This is a genomic window from Vibrio sp. AK197, assembly GCF_053903115.1.
Map to the genome: position 1 here is coordinate 1,555,210 of NZ_CP096430.1, position 21,296 is coordinate 1,576,505.

A 21,296-nucleotide genomic window follows, 5' to 3' on the forward strand; every position below is an offset into this window, starting at 1 on the left:
TTTCCTCTTTTTTTTCCTTTAAGCGCTTATAAAATTATCAGCACGTTCGGAAAGGTAATTAAGCGTTTTACCTAGCTAGTTTTAAATCAATCACATTTAGAGAGAATTGGAACAATGCTAAAGCCCAATGACAAATGGACTTGGTACTATGATGATGGAGAAGGCTACTTAATGCTGGACCTAGGTCAAGACATGGTATTTAAGACCAACCTTTCTCGAAAACTGATTGTAGATTGTGCCGAAGGCGTCAATGAGTTTTCTGTCGATGATGCATCAGCCTTTCAAACATATAAAGAACAGGTTTCTATGCTGCCTTTAACGCAACCAAGGCAAGCGGAGCTAGTGCTGTATTGTGTTGCGGCCAAGCGTTTCCATAAACCTGTTCAGCCAAAGAGCTGGTTTTTCGATAGTCAAAGTGATGGCAGTTATGTGCCTGAAGAAGGAGACTTAATCTCGTTGACTAATAGCTATGGCGATAGCCACTTTATCGTTCTAGATGTCGGCGAGAATGCCAGCCTCTGTGCGTCAATAAATTTGGACGAATGTGCGTTAAATGGCAGCAAAACGCTTAAATTTGGAGAAGCGATAAAAGTCATGCACGACCGTATGTTGTGTATTAATCACCAATTTCTTGTTCAACCGATCGCTATGGTTGGTTAATCCCTTTCGTTCCTTTTGTTTCATTTCTCTATCGGCCAAATGGCCGATTTTTTTTACCTTAAATCTGCTGCTCTGGAACCTACGTTCCCATAATCTTTCAAGCAAATGGTCTTGGTTAGTCCTATTTGTCGATTCAATGAATCGAATTTAATAGAGGTAAAAGCCGCTCAAAGACAGGCTTAAATGTGAGATAGGTTAAAAAATTTGTTGATTTATTGAGCTCAATTTTCACTGTTTTACCCTTCAACGTATTCAATGTGCCCCTAATAATTCCTCTATTTTAGCTGTTTTGTAACTAAATTACAGTCATCTTGGTTGTCTGGTATAGACCAGAATGACTGTGAATAAGTATTCACTCCGCTTTGAGCCCTGATAGGCTCGTCATCTCGTCGAAAGGATAAAAAGGTGACGTAGGACTGAGTCTTAACTCGAGATAAATGGTGATTAATTGAGCGAACAGCGTGTTAAAGCCAATAAAAGCCAGATAAGGTTTATGTTCTTGGTAAGGAATTGTTTATAATCATGGGTCATTTTCAGAGTTATAAAGAGCACTATGCACCACTATCTCGCGGTTACTTCCAATGGCTTGGAGAATCTACTGGTTGATGAGCTAAAACAGTTGGGGATCGACAATCCAAAGCCCGTTCAAGCTGGCGTCAAATTTAAAGCGACTAACGAACAGATTTATCGTTGCTGCTTGTGGAGTCGGCTTGCATCTCGCTTTGTTCGAGTGCTATCTGAGTTTAATTGCCAAGACGATATGGACTTGTATCTCTCTGCGTCAGCGATCAATTGGGTGAATCAATTTCATAGCTCAAAGAAGTTTGTTGTTGACTTCAATGGGACCAACCGTGAGATACGTAATAGTCAATACGGTGCAATGAAAGTGAAAGACGCAGTCGTCGATGCTTTCAACAAGCGTAATCTACCAAGACCGACGATCGACAAAGATCAACCCGATCTTCGAATCCACGTCCGACTTCATCGTGATCAGGCATTGCTTGGTATTGATATGGTTGGTGTTGGCTTGCATCAGCGCGGCTATAGACCTGCATCTGGTAAGGCTCCTTTGCGAGAAACCTTAGCAGCCGCCATTATTTTACGTAGTGGGTGGGAGGCATCTAAAGACCTCTTGGACCCGATGTGTGGCTCTGGTACTTTGCTTATTGAAGCGGCAATGATTGCAGCGAATATGGCACCGGGTGTGAATCGTAAATACTGGTGCTTTGAAGCGTTAGAAGATTTTGACCGTGAGTTGTGGACGCAAATTAAATCTGAAGCGAATGTGCAAGCTAGGCGTGGTGTCAAAAAATATGACGCTAAAATGTTTGGTTTTGACAACGATGAGCAGGTCATAAAAATTGCGCGAGAAAACGCGAAACGTGCTGGCGTTGACAGCTTAATTGAATTTCATGTCGGTGATGCGGCAAAACTGACAAAACCACAAGAATTCCGTCAGGGGGTTGTCGTGTGTAACCCCCCTTATGGTGAGCGATTAGGTACTCATCCAGGGCTTATCGCGCTGTATACAGCTTTTGGTGAGCAATTGAAGCAGCATTTTGGAGGCTGTCAGGCATCCATTTTCTCTAGCTCTGATGAATTATTAAGTTGTCTGCGAATGCGAGCAGAAAAGCAGTTTAAGTTAAACAATGGTGCGTTACCTTGTCACCAAAAAAACTACTCAATTTCTGAACGTAAAGCGAATGACGATGGCAATAACAGCCAATCATCGCCGATCATCGCCCTAGATTTTACTAATCGATTGAAAAAGAATTTAACCAAGCTTCGTAAATGGGCGCGTAAAGAGCAGCTTGATTGTTACCGTATTTATGATGCGGATTTACCGGAATATAACGTTGCGATTGACGTGTATTTAGATCATCTGGTCATTCAAGAGTATTCTGCACCTAAAAATATTCCCGAAGAGACGGCTAAACGCCGTTTAACCGACATCATTCGTGCCGCGATTAATGTGACTGGGGTGGATGCTAATAATGTGATCCTAAAAGTCCGCGAACGCCAAAAGGGGCGCTCGCAGTACCAAAAACTGGCTCAACAATCGCAAACTTTTGACGTTAATGAGTACGGTGTGAAGTTACGCGTAAATCTGTTTGATTACCTTGATACCGGGTTGTTCCTTGACCACAAACTGACTCGTAAGATGCTCGGTGAGATGTCCAGCGGTAAAGATTTTCTTAACTTATTTGCCTATACCGGTTCTGCAACCGTCCATGCAGCAAAAGGCGGAGCTCGTTCGACGACTACGGTTGATATGTCTAAAACCTATTTAGATTGGGCGAAAGACAATATGAAACTCAATGGATTGGTCGGGCGTCAGCATCAGTTTATTCAAGCGGACTGTTTACAGTGGCTTGAAAAATCCAATGAACAATATGATTTGATTTTTATTGATCCACCCACTTTCTCGAATTCAAAACGCATGGAACAATCATTTGATATACAGCGTGATCATGTGCAGTTAATGCGCCATCTTAAGCGATTACTGCGTACTGAAGGGACAATAGTGTTCTCAAACAATAAGCGGCACTTTAAGATGGATGAGTCGGCATTAAGTGAGTTGGGGCTCAAAGCAAAGAATATTTCTTCGCAGACACTGCCACTGGATTTTTCGCGTAATAAGCACATTCATAACTGTTGGATTGTCACGCATCGTGATGACGAGCAATGATTATCTTATATAGCACCGAAGGATGCCATCTCTGTGAGATGGCATCTGATCTATTCAAGCAACTGAATTTATTGGATGATGTCTCGATCGTTGATATAGCATTTGATGATGCTCTATTTTCTCGTTACGGGGTCACCATTCCAGTGGTCAATATTAGCGGCAATGAACTCAATTGGCCGTTTACTTTGGAACAATTAAAAGAGTGGTTAAATAAAAATGGCGTTACTTACCATTCATAACGGGTTGCTCGCATTTGGCGATCACCCTTTATTAGACAATGCTGATTTCGCATTACAAGAGAATGAACGAGTTTGTCTTGTTGGCCGCAATGGTGCGGGCAAATCGACCCTAATGAAAGTATTGGCAAAAGAGATTCAACTGGATGATGGCAAACTGCAAGTCACGCAAGACGTTGTTGTTTCTCGCTTAGAGCAAGACCCACCACGCAATGAGCAGGGAACCGTATTTGATTATGTTTCGGGTGGTTTGGCTGAGGTGGGTGAAAAGCTCAAGATCTATCAGGATCAGTTGGATCTCATAGCCCATGATCCCTCAGAAGCCAATATCAATAAACTGGCGCGTATCCAAGAGCAATTAGAGCACTCTGGCGCTTGGCGTTTTGAAGATCGCATTAAAAACGTATTGTCAGCGCTAGAACTCGATGCGCAGACGAAGCTGACCGATTTATCGGGAGGGTGGCAGCGTAAAGCGGCGTTAGCGCGTGCGCTAGTTTCAGATCCGGATGTTCTATTGCTTGATGAACCGACGAACCACCTAGATGTGACCACCATTGAGTGGCTTGAGGGATTTTTAAAAGACTTCCGTGGTTCCATCATCTTTATTTCCCATGACCGAGCGTTTATCAAGTCAATGGCGACACGCATTGTCGATCTGGATCGCGGTAAACTTAACTCTTTCCCTGGTGATTACGATAATTATCTGACAGATAAAGAAGAGATGCTACGCGTTGAAGAGATGCAAAACGCCGAGTTTGATAAAAAGCTAGCGCAAGAAGAAGTGTGGATTCGTCAGGGAATCAAAGCGCGAAGAACGCGTAATGAAGGGCGAGTTCGCGCATTGAAAAAGCTTCGCGAAGAGCGTCAAAGCCGCCGTGAAGTACAAGGTAAAGCCAACATTCAAATTGATGATGGAACGCGTTCAGGCAAGATTGTGTTTGAAGCTGAGCATCTGAGTTATCAAATTGATGATAAAACCATTGTCAAAGACTTCACTTTCAATATTATGCGAGGCGACCGTATTGCCTTAATTGGTCCCAACGGTTGTGGTAAGAGTACCTTACTAAAGCTGTTATTGGGTTCACTAACGCCAGATAGCGGTAAGTTACACTGCGGAACCAAGCTGGAAGTGGCGTATTTTGACCAGTATCGAGAGGTTTTGGATCCAGAAAAATCGGTGATCGATAACTTAGCCGATGGTAAACAAGAAGTGATGGTCGGTGGACGTCAACGTCATGCTTTGAGCTATCTACAAGACTTTCTGTTTGCACCGAAACGAGCTCGCACACCAGTGAAAGCTTTGTCTGGTGGTGAAAAGAACCGCTTATTGCTGGCTCGAATTTTCCTCAAACCAAATAATTTGTTGGTTCTTGATGAACCCACCAACGATTTGGATATCGAAACTTTGGAACTTTTGGAAGATTTGCTTGCCAATTATCAGGGTACATTGCTTTTGGTCAGTCACGATCGTCAATTTGTTGATAATACAGTGACCACGAGTTGGATTTTTGAGGGCAATGGTGAAATCGAAGAGTTTGTTGGCGGCTATCATGATGCACAGCAGCAACGTGCTCAAGCACAACAAGCGCGTCAAACTTTCGCCCCTTCATCCAAGGCAGAAGCAGACAACACGAAAACCAGTCAAAGTGAAAAAGAGAGTAAACCGAAGGCGAAAAAGCTCTCTTATAAGTTACAGCATGAACTTGAAGAGTTGCCTGCACGCTTAGAACAACTGGAAAGCGATATTGAGGCACTGCAAGAGCAGGTGAATGACCCTAACTTCTTTGGTCAGGATGTCAGTGCCACACAGCCGGTTTTGGATAAGCTTTCAAAAGCTGAGCAAGATTTAGAAATTGCCTTTGAGCGTTGGGAAGAGCTCGAAGCAATGCAACAGGAATAGTTAATATTAAAATGAGTAGTAAAACATTTAAATTATCAGCCATCGCAGCCACCGTATTCACGGCATTAAGTGCAAATGCGGCTATTTATAATGTGACACAATATGCACCGGAAGGCACCAACGTTGACACTTATGGCGTGGCCATTCAACAGTCTGCATCCGGCGAGTCATGTTGGGATAGTGGATCTACATGTCCTACCTCTGATGTTATTGCAGAAACGCAAAAGAACCCACAAGGTTTCAATTACCGTGATGAAGCGCCGTTTTTCTTACGTTATGGGTTTGATTATCTTGATGATGGCCGAGATGGTTTTGAAACCTATTGTTATCGTTTCCTCGGTTACACTGATTCAATTTGTGATGATTGGGCGAGTGAGCAGTGGCAAGGCTACTCCTATGAGCGCGCAGGGAATTATGACAACGTGATTGCTTATTCGCAATCCAGTGGACAGCTTTCGTTTAGCGAAAATACGGCTGTAAACGCCTATAACCAAGACGGTACGATTGTCGGTAATGTGCGAGATGGCAGCACAAGTCGTAATCGTGCATTTGTTGGTGGTAGTTTGCTAGATGATGACGTCTACACAGACACTGACTTTGAAGCTTCTCATGCTTGGGCGCAAGTTTCCGATGGAAGCAACACTTATACCGTCGGTAGCGTGTCTCGTGATAACAGTACACGTTCAAACACAACCTCATCAAAAGCGACAATTTGGGTGAATAGTACGGCGCATGAAATTGATTGGGTGAGTGCCAAAGCTGATGGTTGGGTTATTCCACAAGGTAGCGCGCGCGACATTGTGGTTGATGACTCTACGATTTACGCGGTGGGTTATAACTCCAACGATGAAGAGCGCCTGATTGCTAGCGTGTTTACGTCAACCGACAGTGGCAGTACGTGGTCAAACCGGTTTGTGAGTAACTTCCGCTATGATGTTGAAGATGACTATGCAAACTCAGTTTTAACCTCGGTCAATGAAAATAATGTTGCTATCGGTACTGCAAAGATGAACGAAGCACGCAATGGTGCTTACGCGAACACGTTGTTTTATGTGCCTAATGTTGCTTCACCGCGTTATACCGAATTCTCTGGCAGTATCTTTTTCTCTGGAGCAAATGGCCAAGCGGGTGCTATCAACAATTTTAATGAAGTTGTCGGTACCATTGATTATGAAACTCACCGAGAAATTAACGGTAACCCACGAGCTCAACGCGGCTTTATTGCACCACTGACTATCTCAGGAAGTGCAAACGGCCCACGAGACGTCTTTAGTAATACAGCATACTATCTCGATGATCTGACCAATGATGGTTCGGCTTCTTCATCTAATAACCAATATCGCATTTTTGAAGCATCTGACATTAACGATGCAGGCATTATTTCCGGTACTGCTTATTACTGTGCTGGAGGCTACGATACCACCGCGATTGACTCACCTTGTAGTGGTGATGAAGCTGTGGTTGCTGTGAAACTCACGCCGATTGCGGATGCCACTAACACTGATATACAAACCCGCCCTCAAACTGAGGTGACCGTGTCACGTAAGGGTGGATCACTGAACTGGATATTATTGACCATCTTAGGGTTTATTCGGTTCCGTAAAAAATAGGTTAAATTTTCATCTAGAGCACAGGTTCACAAAATTGAATCTGTGCTTTTTTTCGCCTTGAGAAAGGGCGAAAATTGATCGATCCTTAATAGTGGAGTCATAAAAACTCCATGAAGTCGTAACACTATTTTTGTAAGTACAAACCACAGTGTATGAGGATGGTATGATGAAGAGACAGAAGCGTGACCGCCTTGAAAGAGCTCAATCTCAAGGTTATAAAGCTGGCCTCAATGGTCGTTCAGTAGAAGCGTGTCCGTACTCTCAAATGGATGCACGATCATATTGGTTAGGAGGTTGGCGAGACGCTCGAGAGGACAAACAGACAGGCCTCTATAAATAGGTTTCTCCCCATACAATTTTGCCCCTATATTTAGGGGCTTTTAATTACCTCACTAATGCACTATAACTAAATATCTTGACATCAAAAAAGCGACTCAGACAAGCCGCTAATAGATAAGCATTCAATTAAAACGCAGAAGTGTCTTGGAACAAACCAACTTTTAAATCTTTAGCAACGTAAATTTCTTTACCATCAACTAAAACACGGCCATCAGCTAGGCCCATAACCAATTTACGGTTAACAACACGCTTCATATGAATTTCATAAGTCACTTTTTTCGCTGTAGGCAAAATTTGACCAGTAAACTTCACTTCGCCAACACCCAGTGCACGGCCTTTACCTTTACCGCCAACCCAGCCAAGGAAGAAACCAACTAATTGCCACATAGCGTCCAATCCAAGACAGCCAGGCATTACTGGATCGCCAGGGAAGTGGCAGTCAAAGAACCACAAATCAGGCTTAATATCTAACTCTGCTAAAATCAGACCTTTACCAAAATCACCTTCGGTTTCAGACATTTTACTAATGCGATCCATCATCAGCATGTTAGGTGCTGGTAGTTGTGGATAGCCTTCGCCAAAAAGTTCGCCTTGGCTTGAGGCTAGTAGATCGTCACGATTGTATGATTCACGTCTGTTTTGCATTATCACTTACTCCAAGTTTTGATAGCAGCATGTTAGTGAACACGTGTAAGCTAAACAACTCCGATCAGTGTTTAACGAACAAGTTTTTGATACGCTCCACAATAGTAGGCGGATGTTCGTGCTTTTCATAGTTTTCAATGCGTTCTGCTATCTTACTAATGACGCTTGATTCATCTTCGTCTCGAAATGGTTTTCCCATAATTAGCGGAATCGCTTCATCAACATTCGACACTGACCAAATATGAAAGTCGCCACTTTTAATACTATTGATGACTTCTTTGTCGAGTGCTAAATGCTTCAAGTTAGCTTTCGGTAATATTACACCTTGATGTCCAGTAAACCCTTGGTGTTGGCAAACACGGAAAAAGCCTTCAATTTTTTCATTGAGTCCGCCCACCGCTTGTACACGACCAAATTGGTCCACCGCGCCTGTTACCGCAATCTGCTGATTGATGGGGTATTCAGAAAGGGCACTTACAAAGCTGCATAGCTCTGCTAGTGACGCGCTGTCGCCATCGACTTCGCAGTACGATTGCTCAAATACGACCGAAGCCGAGTAGGGTAAAGGTTCATCGAGCTTTAATGCGCTACTCACGAACGCTTGCATGATCATCATGCCTTTGGCATGTAGGTTGCCACCAAGCTCAGCTTTGCGTTCAACATCTGAAATATCACCATCGCCGAAGTGGATAACGCAAGAGATACGGGCGGGTTCGCCATAAGACAAAGGATGCCCAGGTACATCAATAACCGTTAAACCGTTCACTTGGCCAACACGTTCACCTTTTGTTTCAATGATGACTTGGCCATCTAGAATGTCGGATAATGCCCGTTCTGGTAGATAATTTTCGCGCTGGCGTTGGTGTTCAAGAGCAAGCTCAATCGATTGTGCGTTAATGCGTGATTGATCAACAAATTCAGTGGCTTGAGAAAGTAGGGTGCGAGTCCATAAAACATCCAAAGGCATATAACCTTGATCTTCAGTATATCTGGCGCCCGCAGCCATCAGTTGATGAAGCCCATCATGAGTCAACAATGGCAATTGATATTGGTTAATGAGCCAACGAACAAATTCTAAATAAGAGAGAATCGATTGGCTAGTCAGTGCTATCTCTGTTTCCAACTCTCCAAACATACCGAGACCAGTCAATAGCTCTGGTTCGATATAGTCGATATCTGCAAGTTGGTTTCGATCGCCGACAACCACGATAGTACACGTACAGTTTTCTATAATCGGTTCTGCTATCAGTGTTTTACCTGAAACATTAAGCGGACTTAATTCTTGTTGCATTAATGCCGCTTTAATAAGACACCAATTGTCACTATTTTTGAGTATCAACGTGGCGGGAATAACCACAATGCCATCTTTTGCTTGTTTTAATAAGCCCGGTTGGTAGCGAACCAATTCCCCTGATTGTGAGGTGACATAGCTGCCAAGTAACGTTTTAAGATCACAAGATTCAGTCGTAAGTACCGGTTTATCGCTGATAGCGCGGAGCTTTTCTGCAATAAGGGTGCGATACAACGGATTATCAGGGGCGTTGACTAAACAAACCTGAGACGCATTGTGCGAACTGGCAAACACCTTTAATGATTGCGCTAATCGTTTTTGGCTGGACCAAAAGCTGAATGATGCTAACTCATTAAAGTTATTAATATTTGTGTCATAAATGTCGTAATTAGGTACAAGAGAATGCCAGGTTTCTTGGTTCATTTAAGGTAACTGATTGCTTTATAAGGGGGCAAATTATATAGAAAAAGGGAGATAGGGCATAGAGCTAATGATCTCCATCTTGTTTTATTCAAAAATAATTGTAGTTGACAACGGCTTGAGTTACGCTGTCACTCAAAGGATCAAGGAATACGCTCATGAAATACCAACAGCTCGAAAACCTAGAATGTGGTTGGAAGTGGAACTACCTGATAAAGAAATGGAAAGAAGGCGAAAACATTACTCGTCACATCGATTCCAGTGAAGCTGAAACTGCCATTAAAGCGCTGCAAAGCGTTGAGCATGAGCCAACAAAAGTCCTTGAGTGGATCGATAACCACATGTCTTCAGAGCTTGATAATAAATTAAAACAAGCGATTAGAGCCAAACGAAAACGTCACTTTAATGCTGAACAAGTTCACACAAAAAAGAAATCGATTGATTTAGACTACCGAGTTTGGGAGAAACTGTCCCAAAGAGCCAGCGAGCTGGGTTGTACACTTTCAGATGCAATTGAATACTTGTTGTCTGAAGCTTCTCGCAGTGAAAAAGCAAGCAGAACGGTCACCAGCTTAAAAGAAGATCTGAGCAAATTGCTTTCTGAATAATTTACTCTTAAGGAGTTGTTATGTTGTACGTCATTTTGGTGGCTGCCGCCGTCATTTTTTGGTTAGTGGTGATTGATAGACCAATCTTAAAAGTTCGTTTTAAAGACGGGCATATTGTCGGCAACAAAGGTCACTTTCCACCGAAATTTAAACATAACGTGACAGAGATCGGCGAAACAACACCATTTGATGGTGAGCTAAAAGTCTACCAGCAACGCAGCGGCTTCAAATTGACATTTTCCAACCAAGTCCCAAAGAAGGTTCAGCAGCGAATCCGAAATGTGTTTCCTCACCAAGGATTCAAAAGCACCAGTCACAAAGCCAAGCGTGGTTAGTGCCGCTCAATATGTTTGTCTGGTTCAAATAAGGATTGTTTGAGGCCAATAACGCCAAAGTAGAGAAAGCAGAATGCTCAAATTTTAAAATCTATGGACAATGAGCCTCAAATGCTTCCAGATTTTACGTAGCCTCACCATTATTTCTAACAATTTAACAGTGCGCATTATGTTGTGTTTTGTTAAATGACACTGATTGCATAAAATACCCCCTTTTAGAGGGTTACGGCAATGAAAGGTCGCAAGATGCACAAAAACTATGTTTTTCGTGAGTTCATTTGCGGGATTTCAGTGGAAGAAACAGCAAAACTTTGTTTTAAAAGTGTGAACACAATCAAACGTTGGGACGAGGGCGCACCTATACCAAAAGAGTGTAAGCGTCTCATGAGAATGCACAAAAGTTTAGAAATTAGCCAGTCTGACGAGTGGCACGGCTTTAGAATGCAAAATGACAGGTTAATGCTCCCAACTGGACAGCTAGTCACAGCGCAACAGCTACTAACAGGAATCGGACTAATCGAAATTGGCTCCGAGCTAGAACGTCAAACCTCAGCGCACTTGATGAAGCTCGCAAGGGCGATAAGTAAGTTAAGAACGGGGTAAGACTTTCACCCCGTATTACTATACGGGGTGGTGCTGCGCACTAATCCCATCGTATTGCTCGACACTCGCAACACTCCCATATCGTTACTTAATCATGTTCCAGTAGGTTAACGCGCCACTGACGCTGTAAGGCTCTGCGAGGCTTATCTTGGCATAAAGGAGGGTGTTTTTCGTGAGGGGTCTGCTACGCAGGTTTTCGGGCATTTGGAAAAGACAACCCCTTGAGTGAGACGAGTGCCCTTGTATGGGCTGCGCCCATTAAAAAAATGGGCAAGAGCCCATTTAATCTATTTGACTCAACGCTGCAAAAGAACGATTGAAGTCAGAAATTTTTCTCTTGAGCTGGTAAAGCTCTCTCTCTAAAGACTCGCGCTTTTCTTTTTCAGCTTGATACTGGCTATAGTAGCTAAGCGCCATGTAACCGCCTCGAATCAAGCTTTTTGATTTAGTATTTTCGTTTGTTAGCTGTATCAACTCAGCAAGCATTTCTTCATGTGATTCTACGTCACGTATTGTAATAGCCATCATTTTACCCCTAATGCCGGTTTAACCTGGTTCAATTATGATAGCATTTTTATTTGTTTGTTCCAGGAAGAAACCCCACAAATGATAGCAAAACATGATTTTAACTAGGAACACCGGTGGATGTTTTGATAGCAACACCTAGAGGATAGTTGTTTTAATGACGATTCGTAATTCTTTCTTAATCACTTCACTACGCTCAGAACGAAACAGAGCCCCAATGAAAGGAATATCTTTGAGCACAGGCACCCCAGATTCGCGCCTACGCTCATCTTTTGATATCAGACCGCCTAACATAATGGTTTGCTTGTCGCTGACTCTAACAACGGTTTGCAGTGACCGTTTATTGGTGATGATATCCGCAGCAATAGATGAATTAGTCACGGCTTGAGATTCTTGGCTAATAGACAGCACTATATGATCATCAACAATATGTGGTGTCACATCGAGAGAAACCCCCACATCTTGCCGTTCTATGCGCTGGACTGTTTTACCGCCGTCCGTTGTCTCAGTGGAAATTAAGAAAGGTACGTTTTGACCCACAGTGATGTAACCCCGTTCCCTATCCATGACCAAGAGATTAGGGCGAGAGAGTAAATCGGTGTTTTCACTGGCTTCGACTGCTTTGACCAAAGCACTAAAATCACCCCCATCAAAAACGACTGCATTATCGGTTAGTACGTCAATCAATGATGTGTTGGTAACAAAGCCAGCCTTATCAAGTGCCGCTTGGAGATTCACACCGATTTCCTGCGAATCATCAATTGATGTTTCCGTAATGATTGCCTCAATAAACACTTGCCGTTGTGGTGTGTCGATACCGGAGATAAGCGCATCAATTTTCGTGATCTGGTCAGTGGTGCCCGTCACAATCAAACCGTTAGTTGTGGGCAAAATTTCAACCGTGTAATTGTTGATTGCATTATTGTTCACAATGGTTGTTCGAGTTGCTTTTAGAGTCGAATCGATTAAATCAGCCACCTTTGAATTGCGTACGTTTTTCAAGTGGTAAAGCTTAACGCTTGACGGTTCGATTTCTTGGATAGATTCATCCATTGGAACAACCGTATACAAACCATCGTGATACTTGACGCCGTAACCGTGAGCATAAAGAACAGAGTTAAAAAACGAGAGGTATTCGTCAGGCTGTAGGTTTGGAGCCGTAAAGCTCACCGTCCCAGATACGCCGCGACCGAGAACAATCGGTTGATTCATTTCACGCGCCGCCCAAGCCACAAATTCACTGATAGGCGTATTGGAGGTTTCAAACGTGCCTGCATCCTGCGCATGAGAGACAGGCGACAGCAACAAAAGCAGCGAGAGACTAACAGTTAACAGTTTCATTTTTGTCACCTTGACGGAATGTAATTAAGCATTTTGAAGAGGTTTCAAACGAATAGCCCATTGATGATAATTCGATGCTCGTAACTCGTTTTCCCGATTTGTCGAGTTCGAAATAAACAGCTTGATTAGGCGCTTTCATATAACTAGCTATTCGATATCCAGAAAAATCAAAAGATTGCGGCTCGATAGTTTCGACTTGCTGAACGTCCGATTCATCAACAAGGTGAGGTATTGTGAGATAGCCAATACCAAACGAGATCAACGCACCCACCGTAAACGCAGTGAGCCTAGACCACTTGCGGGCATAGATTTTTGTAATTCGCATAATGTTTCTCAGTGTGTAAGGGACAGTGTAACGCCCGTGTGTGTACCAAGGCGGCAAAACGGAATACGTAGTGTGTGGGTAGTTGTCGGAAAACGCCTGTTTAGTGTCATAAGTGGTATAGAGGTCAGTGCCAAAAAGTATCCACTTATCAACAGTGAGTGAATTAGCATTATCACCATATTTCACAATGCCAACATGCAGTTTGGGGAGAGGCAACCGCAGTTGACCAAGAGTGACAATACTGACGATGGACGAGAGAAAAGGTATTTTCATACGGTCAAGGCGGCGACAGATAACAAGATGTTCGCCGAGTGCTAACCGCGCTTGTTTATCAACGATTGATATATCTTGAACAATGAAAATAATATCCCAGCCCAGTTTACGAGCATGAAGAAACCAATTAATAACGTCTTGCCGTGATTTATCGTTCCAAGTACGAGAGTTAAACCAAGTACCACATTCATCAAGTACAAGAAGACCATTTTTGGATTCATCATAGGATTTGTTACCACGCCCGAGAGCATTTAAATCAGCTAATGTTGGCTTGTCAGGAACGCGATATAAACGGGTATTTTTTTTGTTGCGTCCTAACATCTGCGCCAGATTAATGTTTAGGTTAGTGGCAACAGGCACACCGCGCTCAAACGCTTCACGGATGCGCCCGACAGAAGTAAGGGATTTACCTGCGCCTAATTTGCCAGTAACGAAATAAACAGCCATTAGCTGGATACCTTCATAATGGTAAAGAACTGCCATTCCCACACCCAGCGGATGATACGAGCAGAGCCAATAGCGGCAACACACGGAATTGCATTATCGGGAACAAATAAAGAAATACCCTCAGACAAATAGCTTGGAATGACAAAAGACAAGCCATTAACTATCCCATAAAGGGCAGCAGAGGTGGTCACCGTCAAACCAGCAACCATTGTTAGAATGGTGAGGTTAACCGCTAAACGGCGGCTCATACGCTGGACAAACCAGCCTAATACCTGCGCAGCAAGATTCCCTAAAAACATCGCAATGGCAGGAATGCGCAGTGCACCGCTAACCGTACTTAATATTGGAAGTAAAAACGCGCCCATGTAACCCCCTTAGCGTCTCATGTAAGGAACGGTGCCAGCGACAGGCGTAACCGTTGCAAACAGAATGTTGATTAACTGATAGATGGTGAACATATAAAAAACCGCAGAAAGAATGGATTTGGTATTGTTTGAAAACTCGCAAGTAATAACGGCTCGTTTGTCGAAAGGAAGTGAAAATTCAAGTGCGGTACATTGACCAGGCTGTGGAAGTGCACCCGTCAAAATGGATAATGAACCCTCAACATTTTCTCTAGCGGCAGAACTGACAGCGTTATTCATTTGAGCCTCAGTTGAAGCAATAAGATTTCTTTCTTGTTCTTGGTATTCGGCACTGACTACGCCAACCATTTCACTAAAAATAGTGCTGGATGTAGATAGGTCTAATCCGTGGGGATTTTCACAATAATTGTTACTTGCGGTAGGCTCACATAATTCATCACCTTGAGATAAGAGATCCTTTATTTCTCCCAAATTACCGTTGATTGCATCAAGTTTGTTTCCGCTCTCACCAATAGCGCCAGCAACCAGAGTGCCATTAGCCCCAACCGCCGCAACAATCTCAGCACCAGCATTCATCACCGCGCCTGTTGTGGCACTTTGTAATTCACGGTCAGCCTTAGCCAATTGGTAATCTTGATTCATTTGGTCAACGATGGATTGACCAATTGCATTGTTGGTCGAATTAAGCTGATTAAGTGCCGTGTTGGTATCGGCAAAGCCTTGATTCATGTCAGAGCTAATTTTACCAAGGGCTTGGTTTTGGTCACGGTTCATATTTTGAACCGCTTGCAGAAGTGCCGTATCGGTTGTTTCGTCAGGGGTAACAGGGTCGGGTTCGTCTTTTTCCCAAGGGTCATTTGGGTTAGCGGTATCACCAGAACCACCATCAAAACCGCCACTTGGTTCATCAATCGGTGAAGTGGGGTCAATATCGCCTAAGCAAGATGGCCAGTTAGCCGCACCAATCACACAGTTGGACTTATCCGCACAGGTAAAATCAGCAGTCTCAAAGAAATCGGAGCATGAAAACGTGAATGCACCACCGGAAGCGGCACACGAATTTGATTGCTCAACATATTCGTCTATGAAATCGGAGGACTCGCAGAAGGGCACCTCCTGACATTCATTTGTATCAGGGTTTAACTCCCAACCATCCTCACACGTGGGAGGCTCACTACAAATACCTTGACCGTCTACGCTAGTGCCTGATGGACACCCATAAGGAGCGGTTTCAACATAAGCGAGTCTAAAATTACGACCACCACTACTAACAATAATTTGCTTATCGTAACTTGAATACCAAGATTTTGTTCGAGTCCACGACTGACCGCCATTTTGCCACGTGTAACCAATGCACATTTTTGTGGCATCAACAATCGCACCAATATAAATACCACAATGGGGAGGCGGAGCATCATTATAAAGACCAGAAAAGGACGTGATTCTGACATAGGTGGCAGAAGCATTAAACGATAATAAAAAAACGGAAAGAAAAAGAAATAAACGAGGCATGTATTAACCCCTATATGAGTAAGAGGTATAAACATCGGATGCCTTGACCATCCGACACAAAGAGAGCAGAGCAGTGATTAGGTCGCTTTGTTGATTGCTTTTTTGAATAGCTTGATTCCCGCAAATCCAGCAACAACAACGATAGCGATACCCCATGCAGCGGCAACGAAATCAGTACCCATAGTGCTAACACTATCGACAGCCGCTTGAGCGTCAGTAGGTAACGCAGCATGAGAAGATGAAGCAACAGCAACTAGTGAAGCACCAACGACATTTTTAAGTGACAAAATTTTAACTTTCATGGTTATTTCTCCTATGTATTAACCAGATGTTGAAATCTCGACAGCACGCTTGAAAATCAATATTTGCTTTCCAATAGTGAAGCCAAGGATAAATGCTGCGGCGAATGCGCCGACCATAAACTCGATACTCAACATTTATCTTTGACCTCCAACGAACCAACCGACACCAATCAACAGAAAGAGCAATCCGATAAAAACCATTAACTGGAAGTTATCAAGCCGAGTCATTAATTCAGTAAATTGCGTTTCCGTCATAACAAATTGCCTTTAAGAGTTGTTACTTGTTCCCCTGTGCCGGACGAGCTGCGCCCATCCAGCACAGGGCAACACATTAGATAACCTTTACATCGACCACATGGTTACGTTGTGGGTTCGATGGGTCTACCTCTAAGGTCAACTCACATTGACAAGGGAACTTAGCCGAGATTTGCTCAAACGCAGCAACAAGCTGTGGGCTTGGGTTCATTTGGATTTGTTTTTGCGTCATTCCAACGCCTTTACATGAACCCTTGGTTGAACTCCAACCCTCGTTTTTGGCAAGGAAATTTACCTGAGCAAAGTTGTAAGGCGAATCGTCTTTTTTAGACAAGCCTTGAGCATGTTCACAGCCGATAACGACAACAGTTAGTTTTGACATAATGTAAGTTCTCCAGATTGGTAGTGTTCATCCCGACAGACTGGAATATTTAAGCGGTCGGGGATATCAGAAACGGTTAAGCCGCGAGTCAACATTTCAACGACTTGTTCTGGCGAGTCGTAAATCAGATTCATCAAGTTCACAAACTTGCCGTATTGCTTTTTGGCATGGTCAACGAAACGCTCAAAAGAGGCGTTAGCCACCACGCGAGAAATGGGAATAATTTTAGGCTCAACATCCTCAAGAACGGACGCGAGAGCAGGGTATGCACCTGTAAAATAGGGGTCGCTATCAATGAGAATATCGAGTGGAATCACACGCGATTTGTTGCCAAGTTGAATCTCCAAACGTACCCAGTCAGGGTACTCAGTGCACTTGAGTTGCTTGCCTTTTTCGTACCCACGAAACATTTTGCCGTTTTGACGATTGCCAACATAAAACGTGCGACCACCAACAGGCACCGCGCCATAACGCTTGGTGTGTTCTTTCGTAATTAGTGCGCCTGACTCAATATAACTGTAACTAGGCGGAGCACCGCGAGTGATAAATTCACCGTTCTCATATTGTTCGCGCAGATAAGGCACCGTGATTGCGCCTTGTAAGTCGTCAAACGCAATATCCACACGAGTTAAACGGGCGTCAGGCATCTGTGAGAGTGCCTTATGTAAAACATCCATCTTGATTGCCGCGCAGCCAGTACCAGAAAAGGACACGTAATAACCGAAGTTTTCCGCGCCCCAAGCAACAAGACCCGCTTGAGTTCCATTACATAACAGCTTGGCACTGTAACGATAACCAGAGAAACCGCCGCGCCGTTCAATCGACCAAACGTTACCCTCGACAGAGATTTCATCATTAAGCAATTCAAGAAACGATTCGATTTCGCCGTGACAAAGCACATCGAGCATATCAATCCCAATATTGGCGATTAATTCTTGATAGCAATCGTTAAATGATTTATCAGTGGTTATCTGAATATCAGCGTTAGCCAATTCACGGTCTAAGGCTTCAAAATAGAAATCGGCATTGGCGAAGTTTTCACGCTCAGTGCAACCGAGAGCCAACGCGAGATTTTCAGCAAAGTAGCCGATTTTGCAGCGTTCACGGCTGGCAATGGCTGTGGTAACTTGAGACTCGAATTGGTTAGGCGCTTGATTCAGAGAGAAACGTTGCTTAGCCATTTCTTTGCAACGCATTAAAAGCATTGGTGTGCCTGAAAAACTCACGTAGTCGATAAGCGTTTTATTCATCACAGACCACCGGAGAGAATGCGCCAGAACGACGAAGTTGAGGCTCGTTTTCGTGCGTGACTTCAATGATTTCACGCTCAGATTCACAGGCGTAAAGGTACATTTCATGTTTGGTTTTGAAATACTCAGGACAACCATCAATAGAACACCAAAAGCCGTCATTATGCTGCTCGAAATAAACAGGACGCTTTCTATCGGGTTTGTTGTCTGAAAACATGAAATCACCTTGACCGTGAGTAATGGGATTGACCACCCAACAATCGAGTCAAGGTCGAGAGTCGAGCGGTCAAATTCGATTTATCGCAAGCTTAATTTCGATTTATCGCACTTACAAGATGCGATTTATGGCATTTATAAGGCTAAAATAATGCAAAAGGAGGAATGCTGATGTACTCGAATGAACTATTAAATGCCTACAAAAAGGCTCAAAACTATGTACAAGACAAGCAAATAGCTCACGACTTGAACCTAGACCCGTCAAAGATAAGCAAAATAAGAAATGGAATTAGACAACTAACTGATGATGAAGCAGTTTTTCTCGCAAACGGTGCAGGAATAGAACCACACATAGCATTGCTCGGATGCCATTCAGACCGTAATGAAAACCCTAAGATAAAAGCAATGTGGGAAGAAATTGCAAAAAAGTATAACGGGCTAGGATTATCAAGAATATCAGCAGCTTATGCAGGCTTAACGGTGGCAATCAGTACCCATACAGAAACCCTGTCACAGTACGCATTATGTATCTTATGTTAAATTGGTTTTGAGCTAAATTATGTCACTTCCTTTTTTCTATATACTCTCTTCTGATTAGTGGCTTATTTGCGTTAAACATAACTATTTACCATAAAATACCTAATAATCAGTTTGTTAATCTTCGAATCTCATCCTGATTATTAGGTGCTGTGCCTTAGTCTAATGAAATTGTAACTAGGTAATTCGAATTGTTTGAGTTAGTTAGCGTTAAAATAACGTCACTTTGTTGTGGTTGCAGTAATACTTCCCAGTAGTTTACACGATTCATAACGCTGTTTTTTGCGGAACTCAGGGTCCAATCCATCTCTGGCTTAGCGATTTTAAGGCTATTTTGTCGCGTCTTTTGCACTTCAATTTGCTCTTCACTGATATCAAGCATGCAGCGCCCAGCGCTTATCTGACATTGGATGTCTGTTTCCTGTTTAGGCTCATGAGTAAATGTTCTCCAGAAAAAAGCCACAACTAAAATGGTTAACATGACGATTATTTGTGCGAGCCGCCCCGGTGTCAGTTTTTGTGCTGGCATTGTTTTAAGTTCTCCATGCAACAAAGTTCAAAGTTTTGACATAAAAGCCCATACCCTGAACGTTTGTAAGGGTTACCACCCTGTCATTAAATTGTTAAATGAATTATAGTTATCGCCTGAAAATGCTGCTTTTTTAAAAATCTTTTCAGGAAAATTAAATCGCTGAATAAACGCAACTTTCTGAACGGTTTGGGTGGCATTACGACATGAGTCGTGTTGGAAGTAAAGTGTAGTTAATTAGAAAATTGGAAGCATGCAAATGAGCCAAGAACAGCAGCTTGAACAAAACTACAACTATACGGTCGTTCGCCAATTTACCCTTGTGACTATTTTATGGGGAATTGTCGGTATGGGCGTTGGTGTTTTGATTGCCGCTCAACTAGTTTGGCCACAGCTAAACTTTGATACGCCGTGGTTGACGTACAGTCGTCTTAGACCGCTGCATACGAATGCGGTAATTTTTGCCTTCGGTACAAGTGCCCTGTTTGCAACATCTTATTATGTTGTTCAGAGAACTTGTCAAACTCGTTTATTTGGTGGGCCTTTAGCCGCCTTTACGTTCTGGGGATGGCAAGCCGTCATTCTTTCCGCGGCAATATCTTTGCCATTAGGATACACAACAAGCAAAGAATACGCAGAGCTTGAATGGCCTATCGATATTGCCATTGCAATCGTTTGGGTGGCTTATGCTGTTGTTTTCTTCGGCACAATTGTAAAACGTAAGACCTCACATATATACGTCGCAAACTGGTTCTTTGGCGCGTTCATTATCACAGTTGCCGTTTTACACATCGTCAACAGTATGGCGATTCCTCTGTCGATGATGAAGTCCTATAGTATCTATTCCGGTGCTGTCGATGCCATGGTGCAATGGTGGTATGGGCACAATGCCGTTGGTTTCCTATTAACCGCTGGCTTCCTTGGAATGATGTATTACTTTGTCCCTAAGCAAGCTGAACGTCCTGTTTATTCTTACCGTTTGTCTATCGTTCACTTCTGGGCTTTGATCTCTCTTTATATCTGGGCTGGCCCTCACCACCTACACTACACCGCGCTACCTGACTGGACTCAATCTCTGGGTATGGTGATGTCTTTGGTATTATTTGCGCCATCTTGGGGGGGAATGATCAACGGCATTATGACCTTATCAGGTGCATGGCATAAGTTACGTTATGACCCAATCCTTCGATTTTTGATTGTTTCTCTGTCGTTTTACGGCATGTCGACCTTTGAAGGTCCAATGATGTCAATTAAAACCGTTAATGCCCTATCCCACTATACCGACTGGACGATAGGTCACGTGCACTCTGGTGCTCTAGGTTGGGTTGCGATGGTGTCTATCGGCTCCGTTTATCATTTGATTCCACGTCTGTTTGGCCAGCAACGCATGTACTCCGTCGGCCTAGTTAACGCTCATTTCTGGTTAGCAACAATTGGTACTGTTTTGTATATCGTGGCAATGTGGATCTCTGGTGTCATGCAGGGGTTGATGTGGCGTGCAGTGAATTCAGATGGCACCTTGACGTACAGTTTTGTTGAGTCAGTTCAAGCGTCGTATCCGTTCTATACTGTCCGCTTTATCGGTGGTTTTATTTTCTTAAGTGGCATGTTCTTAATGGCTTACAACACGTATAAGACGATAGCGGCACCAAAAGATAGCCTCAAAGCGATTTCGCAGCCAGCATAAGGAGATGGACAAAC

The 21,296-nt window shown here is 43.3% G+C and carries 23 protein-coding genes; 11 read left to right on the forward strand and 12 right to left on the reverse strand.

The window, feature by feature from the left end; all coding sequences use genetic code 11:
* The first annotated feature begins 114 nt into the window (after nt 1–114).
* The 6 genes from M1D72_RS14440 to rmf all read left to right on the forward strand — a co-directional run bounded on the left by M1D72_RS14440 (nt 115) and on the right by rmf (nt 7,435).
* Nucleotides 115–660, forward strand: coding sequence for a cell division protein ZapC (locus M1D72_RS14440; RefSeq protein ID WP_456297362.1), 546 nt, complete (start codon nt 115–117; stop codon nt 658–660).
* A 553-nt stretch (nt 661–1,213) separates the two neighbouring features.
* Complete coding sequence (gene rlmKL / locus M1D72_RS14445) at nt 1,214–3,349, forward strand: bifunctional 23S rRNA (guanine(2069)-N(7))-methyltransferase RlmK/23S rRNA (guanine(2445)-N(2))-methyltransferase RlmL (RefSeq protein WP_456297363.1); 2,136 nt, start codon at nt 1,214–1,216, stop codon at nt 3,347–3,349.
* Nucleotides 3,346–3,588, forward strand: a complete 243-nt coding sequence (locus M1D72_RS14450; RefSeq protein ID WP_390189951.1) for a glutaredoxin family protein — start codon at nt 3,346–3,348, stop codon at nt 3,586–3,588. Before rlmKL ends, M1D72_RS14450 begins: the two co-directional genes overlap by 4 nt.
* Complete coding sequence (locus M1D72_RS14455; RefSeq protein WP_456297364.1) at nt 3,566–5,485, forward strand: ABC transporter ATP-binding protein; 1,920 nt, start codon at nt 3,566–3,568, stop codon at nt 5,483–5,485. Before M1D72_RS14450 ends, M1D72_RS14455 begins: the two co-directional genes overlap by 23 nt.
* A gap of 11 nt (nt 5,486–5,496) precedes the next feature.
* On the forward strand, nt 5,497–7,095 hold the full coding sequence (locus M1D72_RS14460) for a DUF3466 family protein (protein WP_456297365.1): 1,599 nt from the start codon (nt 5,497–5,499) through the stop codon (nt 7,093–7,095).
* A gap of 166 nt (nt 7,096–7,261) precedes the next feature.
* Nucleotides 7,262–7,435: a ribosome modulation factor gene (gene rmf / locus M1D72_RS14465; RefSeq protein ID WP_390191843.1), complete on the forward strand. Its 174-nt coding sequence runs from the start codon at nt 7,262–7,264 to the stop codon at nt 7,433–7,435.
* A 125-nt stretch (nt 7,436–7,560) separates the two neighbouring features.
* Here the strand turns inward: rmf and fabA are convergent, their stop codons facing one another.
* Entirely contained in the window at nt 7,561–8,079 is a 519-nt protein-coding gene (fabA, locus tag M1D72_RS14470; RefSeq protein ID WP_390189948.1) for a bifunctional 3-hydroxydecanoyl-ACP dehydratase/trans-2-decenoyl-ACP isomerase, read from the reverse strand.
* Nucleotides 8,080–8,143: 64 nt separating this feature from the next.
* On the reverse strand, nt 8,144–9,793 hold the full coding sequence (locus M1D72_RS14475) for a S16 family serine protease (RefSeq protein WP_456295627.1): 1,650 nt from the start codon (nt 9,791–9,793) through the stop codon (nt 8,144–8,146).
* 155 nt (nt 9,794–9,948) lie between these two features.
* On the opposite strand from M1D72_RS14475, the gene matP reads away from it, so the two are divergent.
* From matP to M1D72_RS14490, 3 genes are all read left to right on the forward strand, one after another.
* Entirely contained in the window at nt 9,949–10,398 is a 450-nt protein-coding gene (matP, locus tag M1D72_RS14480) for a macrodomain Ter protein MatP (RefSeq protein WP_390189946.1), read from the forward strand.
* A 20-nt stretch (nt 10,399–10,418) separates the two neighbouring features.
* Nucleotides 10,419–10,733 (forward strand): DUF3634 family protein, encoded by a 315-nt coding sequence (locus M1D72_RS14485; RefSeq protein ID WP_390189944.1) that lies wholly within the window; start codon nt 10,419–10,421, stop codon nt 10,731–10,733.
* A gap of 231 nt (nt 10,734–10,964) precedes the next feature.
* Nucleotides 10,965–11,336 carry a regulator gene (locus tag M1D72_RS14490; RefSeq protein WP_456295628.1) on the forward strand — a complete coding sequence of 124 codons (372 nt, stop codon included), beginning with the start codon at nt 10,965–10,967 and terminating at the stop codon, nt 11,334–11,336.
* Nucleotides 11,337–11,618: 282 nt separating this feature from the next.
* Here the strand turns inward: M1D72_RS14490 and M1D72_RS14495 are convergent, their stop codons facing one another.
* The 9 genes from M1D72_RS14495 to M1D72_RS14535 form a co-directional block, all read right to left on the reverse strand.
* Nucleotides 11,619–11,864, reverse strand: coding sequence for a hypothetical protein (locus tag M1D72_RS14495; RefSeq protein WP_456295629.1), 246 nt, complete (start codon nt 11,862–11,864; stop codon nt 11,619–11,621).
* A gap of 135 nt (nt 11,865–11,999) precedes the next feature.
* Nucleotides 12,000–13,202 carry a secretin N-terminal domain-containing protein gene (locus M1D72_RS14500; RefSeq protein WP_456295630.1) on the reverse strand — a complete coding sequence of 401 codons (1,203 nt, stop codon included), beginning with the start codon at nt 13,200–13,202 and terminating at the stop codon, nt 12,000–12,002.
* On the reverse strand, nt 13,183–14,283 hold the full coding sequence (locus M1D72_RS14505) for a zonular occludens toxin domain-containing protein (protein WP_456295631.1): 1,101 nt from the start codon (nt 14,281–14,283) through the stop codon (nt 13,183–13,185). The genes M1D72_RS14500 and M1D72_RS14505 overlap by 20 nt, the downstream gene beginning before the upstream one ends.
* A complete protein-coding gene (locus M1D72_RS14510) occupies nt 14,247–14,612 on the reverse strand; it encodes a DUF5455 family protein (RefSeq protein WP_390195344.1) in 366 nt (121 codons plus the stop codon). Before M1D72_RS14510 ends, M1D72_RS14505 begins: the two co-directional genes overlap by 37 nt.
* A 9-nt stretch (nt 14,613–14,621) precedes the next feature.
* Nucleotides 14,622–16,124: a hypothetical protein gene (locus M1D72_RS14515; RefSeq protein ID WP_456295632.1), complete on the reverse strand. Its 1,503-nt coding sequence runs from the start codon at nt 16,122–16,124 to the stop codon at nt 14,622–14,624.
* 77 nt (nt 16,125–16,201) lie between these two features.
* The gene (locus tag M1D72_RS14520) at nt 16,202–16,426 is read right to left on the reverse strand and encodes a major coat protein (RefSeq protein WP_456295633.1); all 225 of its coding nucleotides are present in this window, start codon (nt 16,424–16,426) and stop codon (nt 16,202–16,204) included.
* A 331-nt stretch (nt 16,427–16,757) separates the two neighbouring features.
* Entirely contained in the window at nt 16,758–17,063 is a 306-nt protein-coding gene (locus tag M1D72_RS14525) for a hypothetical protein (RefSeq protein WP_456295634.1), read from the reverse strand.
* On the reverse strand, nt 17,051–18,313 hold the full coding sequence (locus M1D72_RS14530; protein ID WP_456295635.1) for a replication initiation factor domain-containing protein: 1,263 nt from the start codon (nt 18,311–18,313) through the stop codon (nt 17,051–17,053). The genes M1D72_RS14525 and M1D72_RS14530 overlap by 13 nt, the downstream gene beginning before the upstream one ends.
* Nucleotides 18,306–18,530, reverse strand: a complete 225-nt coding sequence (locus M1D72_RS14535) for a hypothetical protein (RefSeq protein WP_456295636.1) — start codon at nt 18,528–18,530, stop codon at nt 18,306–18,308. Before M1D72_RS14535 ends, M1D72_RS14530 begins: the two co-directional genes overlap by 8 nt.
* Nucleotides 18,531–18,700: 170 nt before the next feature.
* On the opposite strand from M1D72_RS14535, the gene M1D72_RS14540 reads away from it, so the two are divergent.
* Nucleotides 18,701–19,069 (forward strand): DUF3693 domain-containing protein, encoded by a 369-nt coding sequence (locus M1D72_RS14540; RefSeq protein WP_456295637.1) that lies wholly within the window; start codon nt 18,701–18,703, stop codon nt 19,067–19,069.
* A gap of 154 nt (nt 19,070–19,223) precedes the next feature.
* On the opposite strand, the gene M1D72_RS14545 is transcribed toward M1D72_RS14540, so the two are convergent.
* Nucleotides 19,224–19,595 carry a hypothetical protein gene (locus M1D72_RS14545; protein ID WP_390189943.1) on the reverse strand — a complete coding sequence of 124 codons (372 nt, stop codon included), beginning with the start codon at nt 19,593–19,595 and terminating at the stop codon, nt 19,224–19,226.
* A gap of 259 nt (nt 19,596–19,854) precedes the next feature.
* On the opposite strand from M1D72_RS14545, the gene ccoN reads away from it, so the two are divergent.
* Entirely contained in the window at nt 19,855–21,282 is a 1,428-nt protein-coding gene (ccoN, locus tag M1D72_RS14550) for a cytochrome-c oxidase, cbb3-type subunit I (RefSeq protein ID WP_390189941.1), read from the forward strand.
* Nucleotides 21,283–21,296: the final 14 nt, after the last annotated feature.